Origin of the sequence: Variovorax sp. DAIF25, assembly GCF_050711835.1 — a bacterium.
Lineage (GTDB): Bacteria > Pseudomonadota > Gammaproteobacteria > Burkholderiales > Burkholderiaceae_C > Variovorax.
In genome coordinates, this window is the sequence record NZ_CP136637.1 from 1,252,836 (window position 1) to 1,267,774 (window position 14,939).

Annotated in this window: 15 protein-coding genes and 1 tRNA gene; 5 read left to right on the forward strand and 11 right to left on the reverse strand. The window is 70.4% G+C overall.

What is annotated here, in order from left to right:
* The first annotated feature begins 37 nt into the window (after window positions 1-37).
* On the forward strand, window positions 38-1,021 hold the full coding sequence (locus tag R0232_RS39980) for a tripartite tricarboxylate transporter substrate binding protein (RefSeq protein WP_203206612.1): 984 nt from the start codon (window positions 38-40) through the stop codon (window positions 1,019-1,021).
* A complete protein-coding gene (locus tag R0232_RS39985; RefSeq protein WP_431512981.1) occupies window positions 1,008-1,847 on the forward strand; it encodes an enoyl-CoA hydratase/isomerase family protein in 840 nt (279 codons plus the stop codon). The genes R0232_RS39980 and R0232_RS39985 overlap by 14 nt, the downstream gene beginning before the upstream one ends.
* On the opposite strand, the gene R0232_RS39990 is transcribed toward R0232_RS39985, so the two are convergent.
* From R0232_RS39990 to R0232_RS40000, 3 genes are read right to left on the reverse strand one after another with little or no spacing between them, the layout of a single operon-like run.
* Entirely contained in the window at window positions 1,832-3,061 is a 1,230-nt protein-coding gene (locus R0232_RS39990; RefSeq protein ID WP_431512982.1) for a CaiB/BaiF CoA transferase family protein, read from the reverse strand. The genes R0232_RS39985 and R0232_RS39990 overlap by 16 nt on opposite strands.
* A 25-nt stretch (window positions 3,062-3,086) precedes the next feature.
* Window positions 3,087-4,106 (reverse strand): acyl-CoA dehydrogenase family protein, encoded by a 1,020-nt coding sequence (locus R0232_RS39995; RefSeq protein WP_431512983.1) that lies wholly within the window; start codon window positions 4,104-4,106, stop codon window positions 3,087-3,089.
* Window positions 4,107-4,118: 12 nt separating this feature from the next.
* Entirely contained in the window at window positions 4,119-5,279 is a 1,161-nt protein-coding gene (locus R0232_RS40000; RefSeq protein WP_431512984.1) for an acyl-CoA dehydrogenase family protein, read from the reverse strand.
* Between the two features lie 104 nt (window positions 5,280-5,383).
* Here R0232_RS40000 and R0232_RS40005 point away from each other — a divergent pair, with 104 nt between their 5' ends.
* Window positions 5,384-6,292 carry a LysR family transcriptional regulator gene (locus R0232_RS40005; RefSeq protein WP_093346256.1) on the forward strand — a complete coding sequence of 303 codons (909 nt, stop codon included), beginning with the start codon at window positions 5,384-5,386 and terminating at the stop codon, window positions 6,290-6,292.
* Here R0232_RS40005 and R0232_RS40010 read toward each other — a convergent pair.
* The 8 genes from R0232_RS40010 to R0232_RS40045 all read right to left on the reverse strand — a co-directional run bounded on the left by R0232_RS40010 (window position 6,280) and on the right by R0232_RS40045 (window position 13,987).
* Window positions 6,280-7,251, reverse strand: a complete 972-nt coding sequence (locus R0232_RS40010; RefSeq protein ID WP_431512985.1) for a Bug family tripartite tricarboxylate transporter substrate binding protein — start codon at window positions 7,249-7,251, stop codon at window positions 6,280-6,282. The two genes, R0232_RS40005 and R0232_RS40010, sit on opposite strands and share 13 nt — an antisense overlap.
* Window positions 7,252-7,307: 56 nt before the next feature.
* Window positions 7,308-8,297 (reverse strand): Bug family tripartite tricarboxylate transporter substrate binding protein, encoded by a 990-nt coding sequence (locus R0232_RS40015; RefSeq protein ID WP_208512739.1) that lies wholly within the window; start codon window positions 8,295-8,297, stop codon window positions 7,308-7,310.
* Window positions 8,298-8,299: 2 nt separating this feature from the next.
* A complete protein-coding gene (locus R0232_RS40020; RefSeq protein ID WP_431512986.1) occupies window positions 8,300-9,127 on the reverse strand; it encodes a crotonase/enoyl-CoA hydratase family protein in 828 nt (275 codons plus the stop codon).
* A gap of 1 nt (window position 9,128) precedes the next feature.
* On the reverse strand, window positions 9,129-9,590 hold the full coding sequence (locus R0232_RS40025) for a MaoC family dehydratase (RefSeq protein ID WP_431512987.1): 462 nt from the start codon (window positions 9,588-9,590) through the stop codon (window positions 9,129-9,131).
* 30 nt (window positions 9,591-9,620) lie between these two features.
* A complete protein-coding gene (locus tag R0232_RS40030) occupies window positions 9,621-10,787 on the reverse strand; it encodes an acyl-CoA dehydrogenase family protein (RefSeq protein WP_431512988.1) in 1,167 nt (388 codons plus the stop codon).
* A gap of 3 nt (window positions 10,788-10,790) precedes the next feature.
* On the reverse strand, window positions 10,791-12,014 hold the full coding sequence (locus R0232_RS40035) for a CaiB/BaiF CoA transferase family protein (RefSeq protein ID WP_093346241.1): 1,224 nt from the start codon (window positions 12,012-12,014) through the stop codon (window positions 10,791-10,793).
* Window positions 12,015-12,236: 222 nt separating this feature from the next.
* A complete protein-coding gene (locus R0232_RS40040) occupies window positions 12,237-13,313 on the reverse strand; it encodes a PDDEXK nuclease domain-containing protein (RefSeq protein ID WP_431512989.1) in 1,077 nt (358 codons plus the stop codon).
* Between the two features lie 209 nt (window positions 13,314-13,522).
* Entirely contained in the window at window positions 13,523-13,987 is a 465-nt protein-coding gene (locus R0232_RS40045) for a hypothetical protein (RefSeq protein WP_431512990.1), read from the reverse strand.
* Window positions 13,988-14,018: 31 nt separating this feature from the next.
* Here R0232_RS40045 and R0232_RS40050 point away from each other — a divergent pair, with 31 nt between their 5' ends.
* Entirely contained in the window at window positions 14,019-14,471 is a 453-nt protein-coding gene (locus R0232_RS40050) for a PaaI family thioesterase (RefSeq protein WP_431512991.1), read from the forward strand.
* Window positions 14,472-14,827: 356 nt separating this feature from the next.
* Window positions 14,828-14,904, forward strand: a tRNA-Cys gene (locus R0232_RS40055).
* Window positions 14,905-14,939: the final 35 nt, after the last annotated feature.

Below are 14,939 nucleotides of genomic sequence, written 5' to 3' on the forward strand. Positions count from 1 at the left end.
ATCGTGGAACGCGACAAGAACCACAGGAGACAAGACCATGCCCAACGCCAGGATCGCGTGGATCGCGGCCGCCTTCGCCTGCGCCTCGCTGCTGACGGCAACGCCGCCGGCCCGCGCGCAGGCCGCCGACTATCCGTCGCGGCCGATCCGCTTCATCGTGCCCATCGGGCCCGGCAGCAGCGGCGACACCATGACCCGCACCTTCGCCGAGCACTTCCGCGAAGTCGCGGGCCAGCCCGCGGTGGTGGAGAACAAGCCCGGCGCCGACCTCACGCTCGGCACGCAGGCCGCGCTGAGCGCACCGGCCGACGGCTACACGGTGGTGCTGGTAAGCCCGAGCGCCACCGTGATCAATCCGCTGTTCGTGAAGAACCTGCCCTACCGCCCCGAGGACCTGCTGCCGGTGCTCAACATGACGCGCCACGTGGCCGTGCTCATCACCTCGCCCGACTCGCGCTACAAGAGCCTGGCCGACGTGGTCGCCGCCGCGCGGCGCGACAAGGGCGGCGTCAGCCTCGGCACCTACGGCAACACCTACCGCCTGGGCGCGCTCGACCTCGGCCAGCGCGCCGGCATCGCGTTCAACCACGTGCCCTACAAGGGCGCCTCGCAGGCGGTGACCGACGTGGTCGGCGGCGCGGTCGACCTCGCGCTGATGGACATCGCGGGTGCCGCGCCGCTGGTGAACGCGGGCAAGGTGCGCGCGCTGGCCGTGGCGGGCGCCACGCGCCATCCGCTGCTGCCCGAGGTGGCCACGGTGCAGGAGGCCGGCTATCCGGGCTACACGCTCTACACCTTCATCGGCTTCGCGATCCATGCCAAGACGCCGGCGCCGGTGGCGCGCAAGCTCGAGGAGATGATGCGCAAGGTGATGGCCGACCCGGCCGTGCGCGCGCAGCTCGCACAGCAGAGCGGTGGCGAGGTGGTGGGCACCGGCCGCAAGGAATTCACGCAGCTGATCGCCGACGAGGCGGTGCGCTACCGCGAACTCGCGAAGCTGGTCGGCGATGAGATCCGCTGACACCCCCGAGGGCGCGGCGCCCCTGGAGCGCACGCTGCGCGAATCGTGCCTGCGCGTGCGCGACGGCATCGCCGAGCTCTCGCACCAGCGGCCCGCGGTGCGCAACGTGATGTCGCTCGAACTGCGCGCCGACTACATCGAGGTGCTCGAGCTGGTCGAGCGCACGCCCGAAGTGCGCGTGCTGATCCTCACCGGCTCGGGCGGCAGCTTCTGCGCCGGCGGCGACGTGAAGGCCATGCTGTCGCGCGCCAGCGAACCCGGCGTGGCGGCCGCCACGCGCCAGCGCCTGCTGGCGGTGCACCGCGGCTGGCTCGACCGGCTGCGCTCGCTCGACGTGCCGGTGATCGCGGCGGTCGACGGCGCCGCCTACGGCGCGGGCCTGTCGCTGTCGCTGATGGCCGACTTCGTGCTCGCCTCCACGCGTGCCGATTTCTGCTGCGCCTTCGCACGCATCGGCGCGGTGCCCGACTTCGGCGCCTTCTACATGCTGCCGCGGCTGCTCGGCCTGGCGCGCGCGAAGGAACTCGCGATGACGGCGCGCCGCTTCGGCGCCGAGGAGGCCCAGGCCATGGGCATGGTGCATGCGGTGCATGCGCCGGAAGACCTGCTGCCGGCCGCGCATGCGCTGGCCGCGCGGCTGGCACGGGGTCCGCGCGAGGCGCTCGGCATGATCAAGAGCTCGCTCAACCGCAGCTTCGATGTCGACTACCAGACCATGGGCGAGATCGAGGCGCACCAGCAGGCGGTGGCGCTGACCACGGCCTTCCATGCCGAGGCCGCGGCGCGCTTCGCGAACCGCCAGCCGCCGCTCTACGACTGGGGCTGAGCGGGCGCGGCGCCCATCCCGCCCATCCCGCCCATCCCGCCCATCCCGCCCATCCCGCCCATCCCGCCCGCGCGGCGCCAGGCCTCGATGCGCGCCGGCGCGAGCCAGCCTTCGAGGCCGTCGTCGCTCGGCGCCTGCGGCGCGGTCGGCCGGCCCGAGGGCGTGCGGCTGAAGCGCGGCGCCGGTGCCGGTTGCGTCACGCCCTCGATCTCGACGAAGCTGCCGCGCGCCTGCAGGTGCGGATGCGCGGGCGCCTCGCCGAAGGACAGCACCGGCGCGAAGCAGACGTCGCTGCCCTCGAGCAGCTCGCACCAGGCCTGGCGCGTGCGCGTGCGGAAGGCCGCGGCGAAGACGGCGCGCGCGCGCGGCCAGTCGCGCGGATCGAGTTGCGTGCCGACGGCCTCGGGCGCGATCCCCAGCCGCTGCAGCAGCTCGGCATGGAAGCGCGCCTCGATCGGGCCGATCGAGATCCAGAGGCCGTCGGCGCATTCGTAGACCTCGTAGAAGGGCGCGCCCGAATCGAGCACGTTGCTGCCGCGTTCGTCGCGCCACTGGCCGGCCGCGCGCATGCCGAAGAAGGCCGTGGCCATGTGGGACACGCCGTCGACCACCGCGGCATCGACCACCTGGCCGCGGCCCGAGCCGCGCGCCTCGATGATGCCGGCCAGCACGCCCATCGCCAGATAGAGCGCGCCGCCGCCGAAGTCGCCCACCACCGCCAGCGGGATCGACGGCGGCTGGTCCTTGCGGCCGATGGCATGCAGCACGCCGGTCAGCGCGATGTAGTTGAGGTCGTGCCCCGCGGCCTGCGCCAGCGGCCCGTCCTGGCCCCAGCCCGTGATGCGGCCGTAGACCAGGCGCGGGTTGCGCGCCAGGCAGGCATCGGGCCCGAGGCCCAGCCGTTCGGTGACGCCGGGGCGGAAGCCCTCGATCAGCGCATCGGCCCCTTCGATCAGTTCGAGCACCAGCGCCACCGCCTCGGGGTCTTTGAGGTCGAGCGCGATCGAGCGGCGGTTGCGCATCAGCAGGTTGTATTGCAGCGGCCGCTTCACGCCGAGGTCGGCCGGCGTCTGCCGGTCGATGCGCAGCACCTCGGCGCCCATGTCGGCCAGCAGCATCGCGCCCATCGGGCCCGGGCCGATGCCCGCGAGTTCGATCACCTTCACGCCGGCGAGCGGACCCTGGCGGGTCGGGGGAGAAGTCGGTTCGGTCATTCGCGCTTTCGGATCGTTGGATGATTCAGCCGTGCACCGCCGCCGCCAGCCGCAGCCGGACGGCATCGAGCAGCCCCTCGGGCCGTGCCAGCACGGCTTCGCCGAGCAGGCGCGCGCACTGCGCCTCGGTGCCCGGTGCCTGGCGCCATTCGTGCAGGCGCCGCGTGTAGAGGCCCAGCACATGCTCCTCGGTGATGCCGATGGCGCCGAACACGGCATGCGCGATGGCCGCGACACCGCGCGCGGCCTCGCAGGCGCGCAGCTTGGCGACGGCGGCCATCAGCGCATCGGGCTGCCAGCCCTCGGCGCTGCAGCCCAGGCGCGCGGCCAGCGTGGCCGAATGCGCATGCTCGGCCAGCACCGCGAGCTCCTGCTGGATGGCCTGGAACTGCGCGATCGGGCGGCCGAACTGCCGGCGGTCCTGCGCATAGGCCGTGGTGAGTTCCAGCACGCGCGCCATCGCACCCGCCATGCCCGCGGCATGCAGCGCGTTGCACAGCGCCGTGGCATCGGCGTCGCCCCTCTCGAAGCGCGCCACGGCGAGCGTGGACCTGTCCCAGTGCAGGGTGGCCGAGACCCGCGGGCGCCAGGTACCGGGCTGCGCCACGGCGCGTTCGCGCGGCAGCAGCAGCCAGTGGCCTTGCGAGCCGACCAGCACCCATTGCGCCAGCGCACCACCGGGCACGTCGCGGCAGACGATGGCATCGCCTTCGTGCGCCGCCGCCGGTGCGATGGCGATCGGCCCGTCGCCGCCCGCTTCGCGCTGGCCGGCCGCGGCCAGCAGGGCGCGCGCCACGGCGGTCTCGGCGAACGGCAGCGCGAGCCCCGCGCGGCCCGCGGCGAAAGCCGGCGCGAACAGCTCGCGCAGCGACAGGCCCGCGCCGCCCCGCGCCTCGGGCAGCAGCGCATCGGTGAAGCCGAGGCCGTCGATGGCCCGCCACAGCGCCTCGACGGAAGCCCCCGCCTCGATGGCGCGCAGCGTGTCGTCGGTGCACAGGTCGGCCAGCGGACGCTCGAAGTCGTCGAGCAGCATGTCGTCGTTCATCTCGTTCTCCTCCTACCGAACGCCCAGGCCGCGCGCGATGATGCCGCGCATGATCTGGCGCGTGCCGCCGCGCAGCGAGAAGCTCGGCGCCAGTTGCGTCACATAGGCCAGCGTCTGCCGCAACCCATCGGAGGGCGCGGGATGCCCGGGCGTATCGAAGGCCTCCTCGATCCAGCCCGGCACGGCCTGTTCGAACTCGGTGCCCAGGTCCTTCACGAGCGCGGCCTCGAAGGCCGGATCGAGGCCCTGCCCCAGCTGCCGCGCCACGCTCAGCGACATCGCGCGCAGCACCGCCATGCGTCCGGCGATGCGCCCGGCCACGGCCAGCGCGCCGTCCGGCACCCGCGGCGCGCGGCGCAGCTCCGCCAGCCAGGCCTCGGCCAGCACCAGGCTCGAATGGATGCGCTCGGGTCCGCTGCGTTCGAAGGCCAGCTCGGCCGTCACCTGCTGCCAGCCCGCGCCTTCCTCGCCGACCAGCGCATCGGCCGGCAGCTCGACGTCCTCGAACAGCACCTCGCAGAAATGGCCATCGCCACTGAGGTCGCGGATCGGCCGCACCGTGATGCCCGGCAGCGAGAGGTCGATCAGCAGTTGCGACAGGCCCCGGTGCCGGTCCTCGGGCGCGCCCGAGGTTCGCACCAGCGCGCACAGGTAGTGGGCGCGGTGCGCATTGGTCGTCCAGATCTTGCGCCCGTTCAGGCGCCAGCCACCACCGGCCGTGGGCACCGCGCGCGAACGCACGCCCGCGAGGTCGGAGCCGGTGTCGGGCTCGCTCATGCCGATGCTCATGAAGAGCTCGCCGCGCACGATGCGCGGAATGAAGAAGGCGCGCTGCGCGGGCGTGCCGTAGCGCAGGATCAGCGGCGCGGTCTGGCGGTCGGCGATCCAGTGGGCCGAGACCGGCGCGCCGGCCGCGAGCAGTTCCTCGAGCAGCACGAAGCGCGCGAAGCTGCTGCGCCCGCCGCCGCCATAGGCCGTCGGCAGCGTGAGGCCGATCCAGCCGCGCGCGCCGAGGGCACGGCTGAAGTCGGCATCGAAGCCCATCCACGAGCGCGCGCGCACGGCATCGGGCACGCCCTGCAGCGCCGAGCGCAGGAAGTCGCGCACCGGTGCGCGCAGCGCCTCGTCCTCCGCGGGGATCGCGGCGAGCGCGAAGGATTGCAACGGGTTCATCGGGACGCCCTCCTCGAGATGGCATGGGGTTTTGCCCCGCTGCGCGGAGCGCACGCGGTCGACATAATCGGCGGGCTGCCGCCATCACCGAGACATTCACATCCATGGAGCTTCGCCAGCTGCGGCAGGTCCTCGTCCTGTCCGAAACGCTCAACTTCCATCGCGCGGCCGAACGGCTGCACATGGCGCAACCGCCGCTGTCGACATCGATCAAGAAGCTCGAGGAAGAGCTCGGCGTGCTGCTGTTCGAGCGCCTGTCGACCGGGCTGCAGCTCACGCCCGCGGGCGAGGCCGTGCTGCAGAACGCCAAGCGCGCGCTGTTCTATGCCGACGAGATCCGCCGCGCCGCGCGCGAAGGCATGGCCGGCGAGCAGGGGCTGCTGCGCATCGGCTTCGTCGGCTCGGCCACCTACTCGCTGATGCCGCAGATCGTGCGCGGCTTCCACCGCCAGTACCCGCGCGTCGACCTGGTGATCGAGGAGTCGACCACCACCGAGCTGCTGCGCCGCATCGAGGACCATTCGCTCGACATCGCGCTGGTGCGCCACCCGGTGCTGTCGCCCACCACCGCGCTGCTCACGGTGCTGCAGCTCGATCACCTGGTGCTCGCGGTGAGCGCCGACTCGGCGCTCGCGCAGCGCGGCAAGGTCGCCATCGCCGATCTCGCGGCCGAGCCCTTCATCGCCTACTCGCGCACCCTCGTGCCCGCCATGCACGTGCTGACGATGCAGGTGTTCCAGGATGCCGGCGTGCGGCCGCGCATCGCGCAGGAGGCGGTGCAGGTCCAGACCATCCTCGGCCTGGTGGAGAGCGGGCTCGGCGTGGCGCTGGTGCCGGCCGTGGTGCAGCGCTACGCCAGCAACGGCGTGCGCCTGCTGCCGCTGACCGACATGCCCTCGAAGTACACCGTGGGCATCGCGATGGCGACGCTGGCCGACGCGCTCACGCCGGCCGCGCGCAATTTCATTGCGGTCGCGCATGCTGCCGTCCAGCCGCTGGCTCAATCTTCGTAGCCGATGTTGGCGCTGCGCACGACGCGCCGAGCGCGCTCGATCTCGGCACGCTGGAACTCGGCGAAGGGCTGCGGCGCGCCGTAGAACACGGTGCCGCCCTGCGCCGCGATGAAGGCCTTGGCGTCGTCGCCCTCCATCAATTCCTTGATCGCCTGCGACATGCGCGCGAGCACCGGCGGCGGCACGTTGGCCGGGAAGAACACCCCGGTCCAGGCATAGGACTCGTAGCCGGCGGTGCCGCTCTCGCTCACGGTCGGCACCTCGGGCAGTTCCTTGATGCGTTCGCCTGCCGCGACCGCGAGCGCGCGCACCCGGCCGCCGCGCACCAGCGGCATCACGGCGCTGACCTCGGCCATCGTGTAGTCGATGTTGCCGCCGGCCAGGTCGGTCATGGCGGCCGAGGTGCCCTTGTAGGGCACGGCCGTGGCCTTGATCTGGTTGCGCTCGTGCAGCAGTTCGAGCGCGACGCGGTAGGTGGCGGTACCGCTGCCGAAGTTGAGCTTGCCCGGTGCCTGGCGCGCCGCGGCCACCAGGTCCTGCAGGGTCTTGAAGGGCGAGTTGGCCGGCACCACCAGCACCATCGGGAAGCGCGCGATGCGCGCGAGCGGCTGGAAGTCCTTCACCGCGTCGTAGGGCAGTTGCCGGAACACGGCCACGTTGGTCACCATCGGCGAGTTGCTGGCCACGAACAGGGTGTAGCCGTCGGGCGGCGCGGCCGCCACGGCGCGCGCGGCGATGAAGCTGTCGGCGCCGGGGCGGTTGTCGACCAGGAAGGGCTGGCCGAACTTCTCGCTCAGGTGCCGCGCGAGGAAGCGCGCGGTGGTGTCGGCGCCGCTGCCGGGCGGCAGCGAGACGATCAGCTTCACGGGCTTGTCGGGATAGTCGGCCGCGGCCAGGGTGGCGGCGCAGCCGAGCAGCAGCGCCAGCAGCCAGCGCGGGAGGAAGCGGGGGATGGTCATGTCTCGGTGTCCTTGTCGTTGTTGTCTCGGGGGTCAGGTGGCATGGTGCCCGCTGTTCACTCGGGCTCGATGCGCGCGGCCTGCACGGCCCCGGCCCAGCGCTGCAGTTCCGCGCGCAGGTAGCTGCCGAACTGGGCCGGCGTGGAGGCCTGCAGCAGCACGCCCTGCGGTTCGAACTGGCCGCGCAGCGCCGGATCGGCCACCGCGCGGTTGACCGCCTCGTTGAGCGCCTGCACGACGGCCGGCGGCGTGCCCGTCGGCACCAGCAGGCCGTGCCAGGTCGGCGCATCGAAGCCCGGGATCAGCGATTCGCCGAGCGCGGGCACGCCCGGCAGCACGGCCACGCGCGACTTGCCGGCCACCGCCAGCGCGCGCACCCGGCCGTCGCGGATGAAGGGCAGCGAGGAGTTCACGGCATCGAGCAGGAACTGCGTCTGCCCGCTCATCAGGTCGGCCATGGCCGGCGCCGTGCCCTTGTAGGGCACGTGCACCGCGTCGAGCTGCAGCGCCTGCAGGAACAGCGCCACGCCCAGGTGCGTGACATTGCCCTGCCCGCCCGATCCGTAGCTGAGCCGCCCCGGGTTGGCGCGCATGTAGCGCACGAACTCCTCGACGTTGCCGACCGGCAGCTTCGGACTGGCCATCAGCACGGTCGGGATCAGCGCCGGCAGCGCCACCGGCACGAGGTCGCGCAAGGTGTCGTAGGGCAGGCGCCGGTGCAGCGCGGGACTGATCGCCAGGCCCGAGGAGTGATAGAGCACGGTGTAGCCGTCGGGTGCCGAGCGCGCGACGAACTCGGTCGCGATGTTGCCGCTGGCGCCGGTGCGGTTGTCGACCACCACCGGCTGCCCGAGCAGTTGCGCCAGCCGAAAGCCGATGGCGCGGGCCACCACGTCGGTGGGACCGCCGGCCGCATAGGGCAGCACGAGCCGGATCGGCTTCTGCGGCCAGGCGTTGGGCTCGCCGGCCGCGCGCGCGGCCTGCATCAGCGGCGAGATGGCGAGCGCGCCGGCGGCGTGCAGCAGGTGGCGTCGTTGCATGGGCATGGTCATTTCCCCGGTTCGATGGATACGGATGCGCGCGCGGCGGAACGGGCCTCGGCCGCCGCGACGAAGGCGTCGAGCGCGGACTCGTGCGCCGCCGTGTGATGGGCCAGGGCCTGGAAGCCGGCCGACATCTCGAGCACGGTGTCGAGCCGCGACTGCTGTGCCTCGCGCAGCAGCCGCTTGGTCATGCGCAAGGCATGCGGCGGGTTGGCGGCGATGCGGCGCGCGAGCCCGAGCGCCGTGGGCAGCAGCGCCTCGGGCTCGACCACCTCCGACACCAGCCCCCATTGCAGCGCCTGCGCGGCATCGATGGCCTCACCGGTGAAGGCCATCTCGCACGCGCGCGACATGCCGATGGCGCGCGGCAGCAGCCAGGCGCCGCCGTCGCCGGGGATCAGGCCGAGCTTGACGAAGCTCTCGGCGAACACGGCATGGCGCGACGCGATGCGGATGTCGCACATGCAGGCCAGGTCGTTGCCCGCGCCATGGGCCGGGCCGTTGACGGCGGCGATGGTCGGCACCTCGAGATTGCACAGCGCCAGCGGCAGGCGCTGGATGCCGTCGCGGTAGGCGTAGCGGCTGTGCGCCGGCTCGCCGAGGCCGCTGCCCACGCTGTCGCGCAGAGTCTTCAGGTTGCCGCCCGACGAGAAGGCCGGGCCCGCGCCGGTCAGCACCAGCACGCGCACCGACAGGTCGCGGTTCACGGCCTCGCACAGCGCGAGCAGGGCCTCGATGGCATCGGGATCGGACAGCGCGTTGCGCGTCTGCGGCCGGTTCATGGTCACGATGGCGATCGCGCCCTCGCGTTCGATCTGGAGGAAGTCCTGCATCTCAGTCCTTCCCGCCGTCGCGCATGCGCATCATGCGCAGCGGCGTGTAGCTCAGCACGGCCTTGCCGTGCTGGTTGTGCACGACGTTGCGGGTGCGCACCAGTCCGCGGCCGGACTTGGAGGTGGCCCGCTGCTCGATCACCTCGCATTCGACATGAATGGTGTCGCCCACGAAGGTCGGCGCCGCGATGTCGAGTTCGGCATGGAGGAACGCGAGCCCCGTGCCCTGCATCGACGGCGTGATCAGGCCCTCGGCGAAGGCATGGACCAGCGCGCCCGGCACCACCCGGCCCGGGATCGCCATGTGCGTGCGGTCGCTGGTGTCGGTGAACAGTTCCTCGTGGAGCCAGCTCAGGTTGATGAAGCTCACGAGGTCGGCCTCGGTCACGGTGCGCGCGCGCGAGCGAAAGCGCGTGCCGAGGGGCAGGTCGTCGAAATGAAAGCCGGCGTTCAGCTGGATCAAGGAGGCACTCCGTTCGGATCGGTACGAGGGTCAGTACGATTTGGGCAGGCCGAGCACCTTCTCGGCGATGAAGCACAGGATCAGCTGCGGGCTGATCGGCGCGATGCGCGGGATCAGCGATTCGCGCAGGTAGCGTTCGACGTGGTATTCCTTCGCGTAGCCATAGCCGCCGTGCGTCATCACCGCGGTCTCGCAGGCCTTGTAGCCGGCCTCGGCCGCCAGGTACTTGGCGGCGTTGGCCTCGGCGCCGCAGGGCTCGCCGCGGTCGAAGCGCCCGGCGGCATGGAACACCATGAGGTTGGCCGCCTCCAGCGCCATCCAGCACTCGGCCAGCGGATGCTGGATCGCCTGGTTCTGGCCGATGGGGCGGTCGAACACGATGCGCTCGCGCGCGTACTGCGTGGCGCGCGCCAGCGCCGCGCGGCCCAGCCCCACCGCTTCGGCGCCGACCAGGATGCGCTCGGCATTCATGCCGTGCAGGATGTAGTGGAAGCCGCGGCCCTCCTCGCCGATGCGGTCCTCCACCGGCACGCGCAGTCCGTCGATGAAGACCTGGTTGGTGTCCACCGCCTTGCGGCCCATCTTGTCGATCTCGCGGGTCTCGACGCAAGCGCGGTCGATGGTGGTGTAGAACAGGCTCAGGCCCTCGCTGCGGCTCTTGACCTGCTCGAGCGGCGTGGTGCGCGCCAGCAGCAGCATCTTCTCGACGCTGCTCGCGGTGGAGATGAAGGTCTTGGTACCGTGCACGCGGTAGTGGTCGCCCTCGCGCTGCGCGCGCGTCTTCAGCTGCGTGGTGTTGAGCCCGGTGTCGGGCTCGGTCACCGCGAAGCAGGCGCGCTCCTCGCCCGCGATCAGCGGCGGCAACATGCGCTGCTTCTGCGCCTCGGTGCCGAAGGCGACCACCGGGTTCAACCCGAAGATGTTCATGTGCACGGCCGAGGCGCCGCTCATGCCCGCGCCCGACTCCGCGATCGCCTGCATCATCACCGCGGCCTCCGCGATGCCCAGGCCCGAGCCGCCGTAGGCCTGCGGAATGCAGATGCCCAGCCAGCCTTCCTGCGCGAGCGCGCGGTGCAGCTCCACGGGGAAGCCGCCCACGCGGTCCTTCTCGAGCCAGTAGTCGGCATCGAAGCGCGCGCAGGTCTTGAGGATCGCCTCGCGGATCTCGCGATGCCCGGGGGAGAGTTCCAGCGCCATGGCTCAGCCCGCCTCGGTGCAGGTTTCGGCCGGCAGCAGGGTCGCGCCCTGCGCCGCCATCGCCGCGATCTGCGCCGCGCTGTAGCCGGCCTCCGCCAGCACCTCGGCACTGTGCTCGCCGAGCCGCGGCGCGTGGCGCGACACCGAAGGCGGCGAGCCCGACCAGCGCGTCGGGATCGCCATCGAGCGCATGCGCCCTTCGCTCGGGTGCTCCACCGTCTCGAAGAAACCCACGGCCGCCAGGTGCGGGTCATCCATCAGCGATTCCAGCGTGTGCATCGGCATCACCGGGATGTCGGCGGCCTCGAGCAGCGCCGTCCATTCGGCCGAGGTGCGCGTGCGCATCGCCTCGCCCACGAGCTGGTAGAGCTCGCCGATGTGCTCGGTGCGCGCGCCGATCGAGCTGAAGCGCGGGTCGTCCTCCATCGCCTGCGCGCGGCCGATCAGGCCGAAGAAGGTCTTCCACTGCTTGTCGTTGTAGATCAGCACGCACAGGTGGCCGTCGCGCGTGGCGTAGGGCCGGCGCTGCTCGTTGAGCAGGCGCGCATAGCCGGCCGGGCCCAGCGGCGGCTCGAAGGTCTGGCCGCCCATGTGGTCGCCGAGCACGAACTGCGCCATGGTCTCGAACATCGGCACGTCGATGGCCTGCCCGCGGCCCGTGCGCTCGCGGTGGAACAGCCCGGCCGACACCGCGTTGGCGGCGCTCATGCCGACGATGCGGTCGACCATCGCGCTCGGCACGTAGCGCGGCACCGGCGCGCCCGCGCGCACGCCCAGCGTGGGGATCGCCACCGCGCCCTGGATCAGGTCGTCGTAGGCCGGCTTGGCCGCATAGGGCCCGTCCTGCCCGTAGCCGTACACGCCCACGTACAGGATCCGCGGGTTGACCGCTGCGACCTCGGCATGGCCGAGCCCGAGCCGCGCCATGGCCTGCGGCCGCACGTTGTAGATCAGCACGTCGGCCTCGGCCGCGAGCCGCAGCAGCGCCTCGCGCCCGGCGGGCTGCTTGAGGTCGAGCACCACGCTGCGCTTGCTGCGGTTGGCATGCAGGAAGATGCCGCCCATGCCCGCATGGCGCGCGGGGCCGATGCCGCGCACCGTGTCGCCGCCGGGCGGCTCGATCTTGATCACGTCGGCGCCGAGGTCGCCGAGGATCTGGGTCGCGTACGGCCCCATCAGCACCGACGTCATGTCGACGATGCGCACGCCCTCGAGCGGGCCGCTCATCGGCCGGCCTCCGGGGCCGTTCGTTCATCGGTGCGCAAGGAAGCGCGGGGGCGCGCAGGCGCCGGGCTGGTCTCCATGGAATCCCCTTTTCGTCGTTGGGACGATGCTAGGGAGATGGAGGGCGGGCGTGAAATACCGTGTCTGTGTCGGGCGATACGTTCGGTGTATCGGTTTGCGCGGGTGAAGCTGGGGTCGGGCGGGGGGCTAGCGCATTCCTCGCTCTCAGGCCGAAGCCCCATCCGCCTTGCGTTGTTCGATCTGCAACTGCGCCCGCCGGGCCGCCTGGTGCAGCCGCTCCATCAGCACCGCGCGCGGAGGCAGGGTGGTGAGGTACTCGGCAACATGGATACCGGACTTGTTCAGCTCCAGCAGTTCGATCTGTTCGGACTTCTTGCCGGTACAGAGAATGATCCCCAGTGGCGAAGCCTCCTCGGGCTCCCTCTCGTATCTGTCGAGCCAGCGCAGATATAACTCCATCTGCCCCTTGTATGCCGCCTTGAACTCGCCGACTTTCAGCTCCACCGCCACCAGGCGCCGCAGCTTGCGGTTGTAGAACAGCAGATCGAGATGGAAATCGTCGCCATCGATCTGGATGCGCTTTTGCCGGGCGACGAAGGTGAAGCCCGCACCCAGTTCCAGCAGGAAGGACTCCATATCCCGAATGATGGCCGCCTCGAGATCGCTCTCCTGCCAGGTGTCGCGCAATCCGAGGAAGTCGAGGATGTAGGGATCGCGCATGACCAGCGCCGGCGACATGCGCTCCGCGCCCTGCAGCGCCGCCAACTCCTGCGCGATCGACGCATCCGGCTGCCTGGACAGCGCCGTCCGCTCGTACAGCATCGAGTCGATGCGCTCGCGCAGCGTCCGCACGCTCCAGCACTCGGCGCTGGCCATTTGCGCGTAGTAGTCGCGCTGGAACGGGTCTTTCAGCGGGATCAAGGCGATGAAGTGCGTCCAGCTCAATTGTCGTATCAGCGATACGACAATCTGCTCGTCCGGGAAGGTGACGGCAAACTGCACCATGCGGCGCAGGTTCTTGACCGAGAAACTGCCGCCGTAGTCCCGCACCAGTTGCGCCGCCAGATTGGGCAGCACCTCCTCGCCGTAGTCGGCTCGCCGCCCCTCCAGGACCTGCGTATGGATCCGCTGGCCGATGCGCCAATAAAGCGTCGTCAGTTCGCTGTTCACTGCCGAGACGGTGCGTTGCCGCGCCATCTCGATCAGAGTCCGGATGTCGCCCAGCAGCGCGGATGGTCCTGACGTGTCCGGGGTGGACCCGATGCGCTTGATTCTTCCCATGATGGTTCCTCCCAGAAAACCCGATTCCCGGGCGCACCGCAAGAATCGGCGGGCGAAGTTCGATGTTCAAGCCACGATGAGAGAGAAAAATCCGAAAAGCGTGAGGGATTGACAGCACCTCGCGGGACAGACGAGGCGAGCCCACGTGCACAGCCGCTCCATGCCCGGCATGGCGCCGATGCCCGACAACCGACGCACACGCAGGCCGCTCAGCCAAGCACCCAGACCACGAACGCCGCATCCGCCAGCGCGAACGCCAGGTCGACGAAGAAGATGAGCCGCATCGGCCCGCGCAGCACCACCCAGCTGCCGGGCTGGCCGCGGCGATGCTGGCCCACCATGTGGGCATTGACCGCGAACTGCCCCGCATGCACCAGCGCGAGCACGGCGGCCATCGACGCGCGTTGCGCCGGCGTCTCGAACAGGCCGTGCCCCGCCAGCAGCATGAGGCACAACGCCAACCAGGCCAGGTTCATCGCGCCGAGAAAACGCACGGCGCCGGCGATCGCGGGCAGCAGCGGCGAAGCACGCTCCGTCTTCGCCACGAGAAGCCGCGCGGCGCGCAGCGAGTCGAGGCAGAAGAAGCGCGCGCCCAGCGCGAACCAGGCGGCATTGAGCAGCAGAAGACCTGTCCAGACCGTGGATTGCACCGCAACGTCTTTGAGCTTGTTCACGAAGCCGCGACTTTAGGTCAATAATGTTGACATGACAAATCCAACCGCATCGATCCCTTCCTCGCCCGCCAAGGGCCTCGACGTCCTGCAAGCCATGATGGACGGGCGCATCGAGCGCTCGGGCATCGCCCACACCATGCCGATGCAGCTCTCGGCGATCGAGGCCGGCAAGGTCAGCATGCGCGTCACGCCCGACGAGCGGCATCTCAATCCCGCGGGCATGGTGCACGGCGGCTTCGCAGCCACCTGCCTCGACGGCGCCGCGGCGCTCGCGCTGTATTCGGCGCTCGACGCGAACACGGCCTATTCCACCGTCGACCTCAGCGTGAAATACCTGCGGCCGCTGGCACCGCACACCGAGTACCTGGCCAGCGCCACGCTGGTCGAGCGCACGCGCTCGCTGGGCATCTGCAATGCCGAGCTGCGCGGTGCGGACGGCAAGCTGCATGCGATGGCTTCCGCTACGCTGATGGTGAAGGGCTGAAGCCGAGGTGTTGCGGCGCGGACTCTATGAAACGTCCCACCTTGCTGTTCGGCCACTGGCGATGCATCGTGAGTTAGCTGTTCCCTGTTTTTTACGCTGAAAGCAGAGCCGGAGGGGAAGATTCACGCTGCAATTTGAACCTCGCCGAGTCAACTCTGCTGCCTCTTCAGCAGCGGAGCAGAAGTGAAAATCGGGAGAAATTTGCGTATTTCCCTTATGAGCAGTCGTCGTCATCTGCGATGCGGCATCGCGACCAACTTAATGGATATTGCAACTCGCCACAGAGTCTGCTAACGTCCGTCAGCACCCCATTGCGAACAAGAGGACATAGGATTCGATTGACGCGGTGGGCTGTTGTCAAGCAGTAGCTCAACGGACAGAGCATGACCTACATTTAGGTCGTAGATGCGAGTTCAATTCTCGCCTGCAGACTCCCCCTCTGAGGCTAGGCCGATGAGGTTTTTTCGA

Coding starts and splice junctions, on each gene's coding strand:
- R0232_RS39985 (WP_431512981.1), top strand. CDS start 1,008: ATGAGATCCGCTGACACCCCCGAGGGCGCGGCGCCCCTGGAGCGCACG.
- R0232_RS40040 (WP_431512989.1), bottom strand. CDS start 13,313: ATGGGAAGAATCAAGCGCATCGGGTCCACCCCGGACACGTCAGGACCA.
- R0232_RS40005 (WP_093346256.1), top strand. CDS start 5,384: ATGGAGCTTCGCCAGCTGCGGCAGGTCCTCGTCCTGTCCGAAACGCTC.
- R0232_RS40010 (WP_431512985.1), bottom strand. CDS start 7,251: ATGACCATCCCCCGCTTCCTCCCGCGCTGGCTGCTGGCGCTGCTGCTC.
- R0232_RS40020 (WP_431512986.1), bottom strand. CDS start 9,127: ATGCAGGACTTCCTCCAGATCGAACGCGAGGGCGCGATCGCCATCGTG.
- R0232_RS39995 (WP_431512983.1), bottom strand. CDS start 4,106: ATGAACGACGACATGCTGCTCGACGACTTCGAGCGTCCGCTGGCCGAC.
- R0232_RS40035 (WP_093346241.1), bottom strand. CDS start 12,014: ATGAGCGGCCCGCTCGAGGGCGTGCGCATCGTCGACATGACGTCGGTG.
- R0232_RS40050 (WP_431512991.1), top strand. CDS start 14,019: ATGACAAATCCAACCGCATCGATCCCTTCCTCGCCCGCCAAGGGCCTC.
- R0232_RS40000 (WP_431512984.1), bottom strand. CDS start 5,279: ATGAACCCGTTGCAATCCTTCGCGCTCGCCGCGATCCCCGCGGAGGAC.
- R0232_RS39980 (WP_203206612.1), top strand. CDS start 38: ATGCCCAACGCCAGGATCGCGTGGATCGCGGCCGCCTTCGCCTGCGCC.
- R0232_RS40015 (WP_208512739.1), bottom strand. CDS start 8,297: ATGCCCATGCAACGACGCCACCTGCTGCACGCCGCCGGCGCGCTCGCC.
- R0232_RS40030 (WP_431512988.1), bottom strand. CDS start 10,787: ATGGCGCTGGAACTCTCCCCCGGGCATCGCGAGATCCGCGAGGCGATC.
- R0232_RS39990 (WP_431512982.1), bottom strand. CDS start 3,061: ATGACCGAACCGACTTCTCCCCCGACCCGCCAGGGTCCGCTCGCCGGC.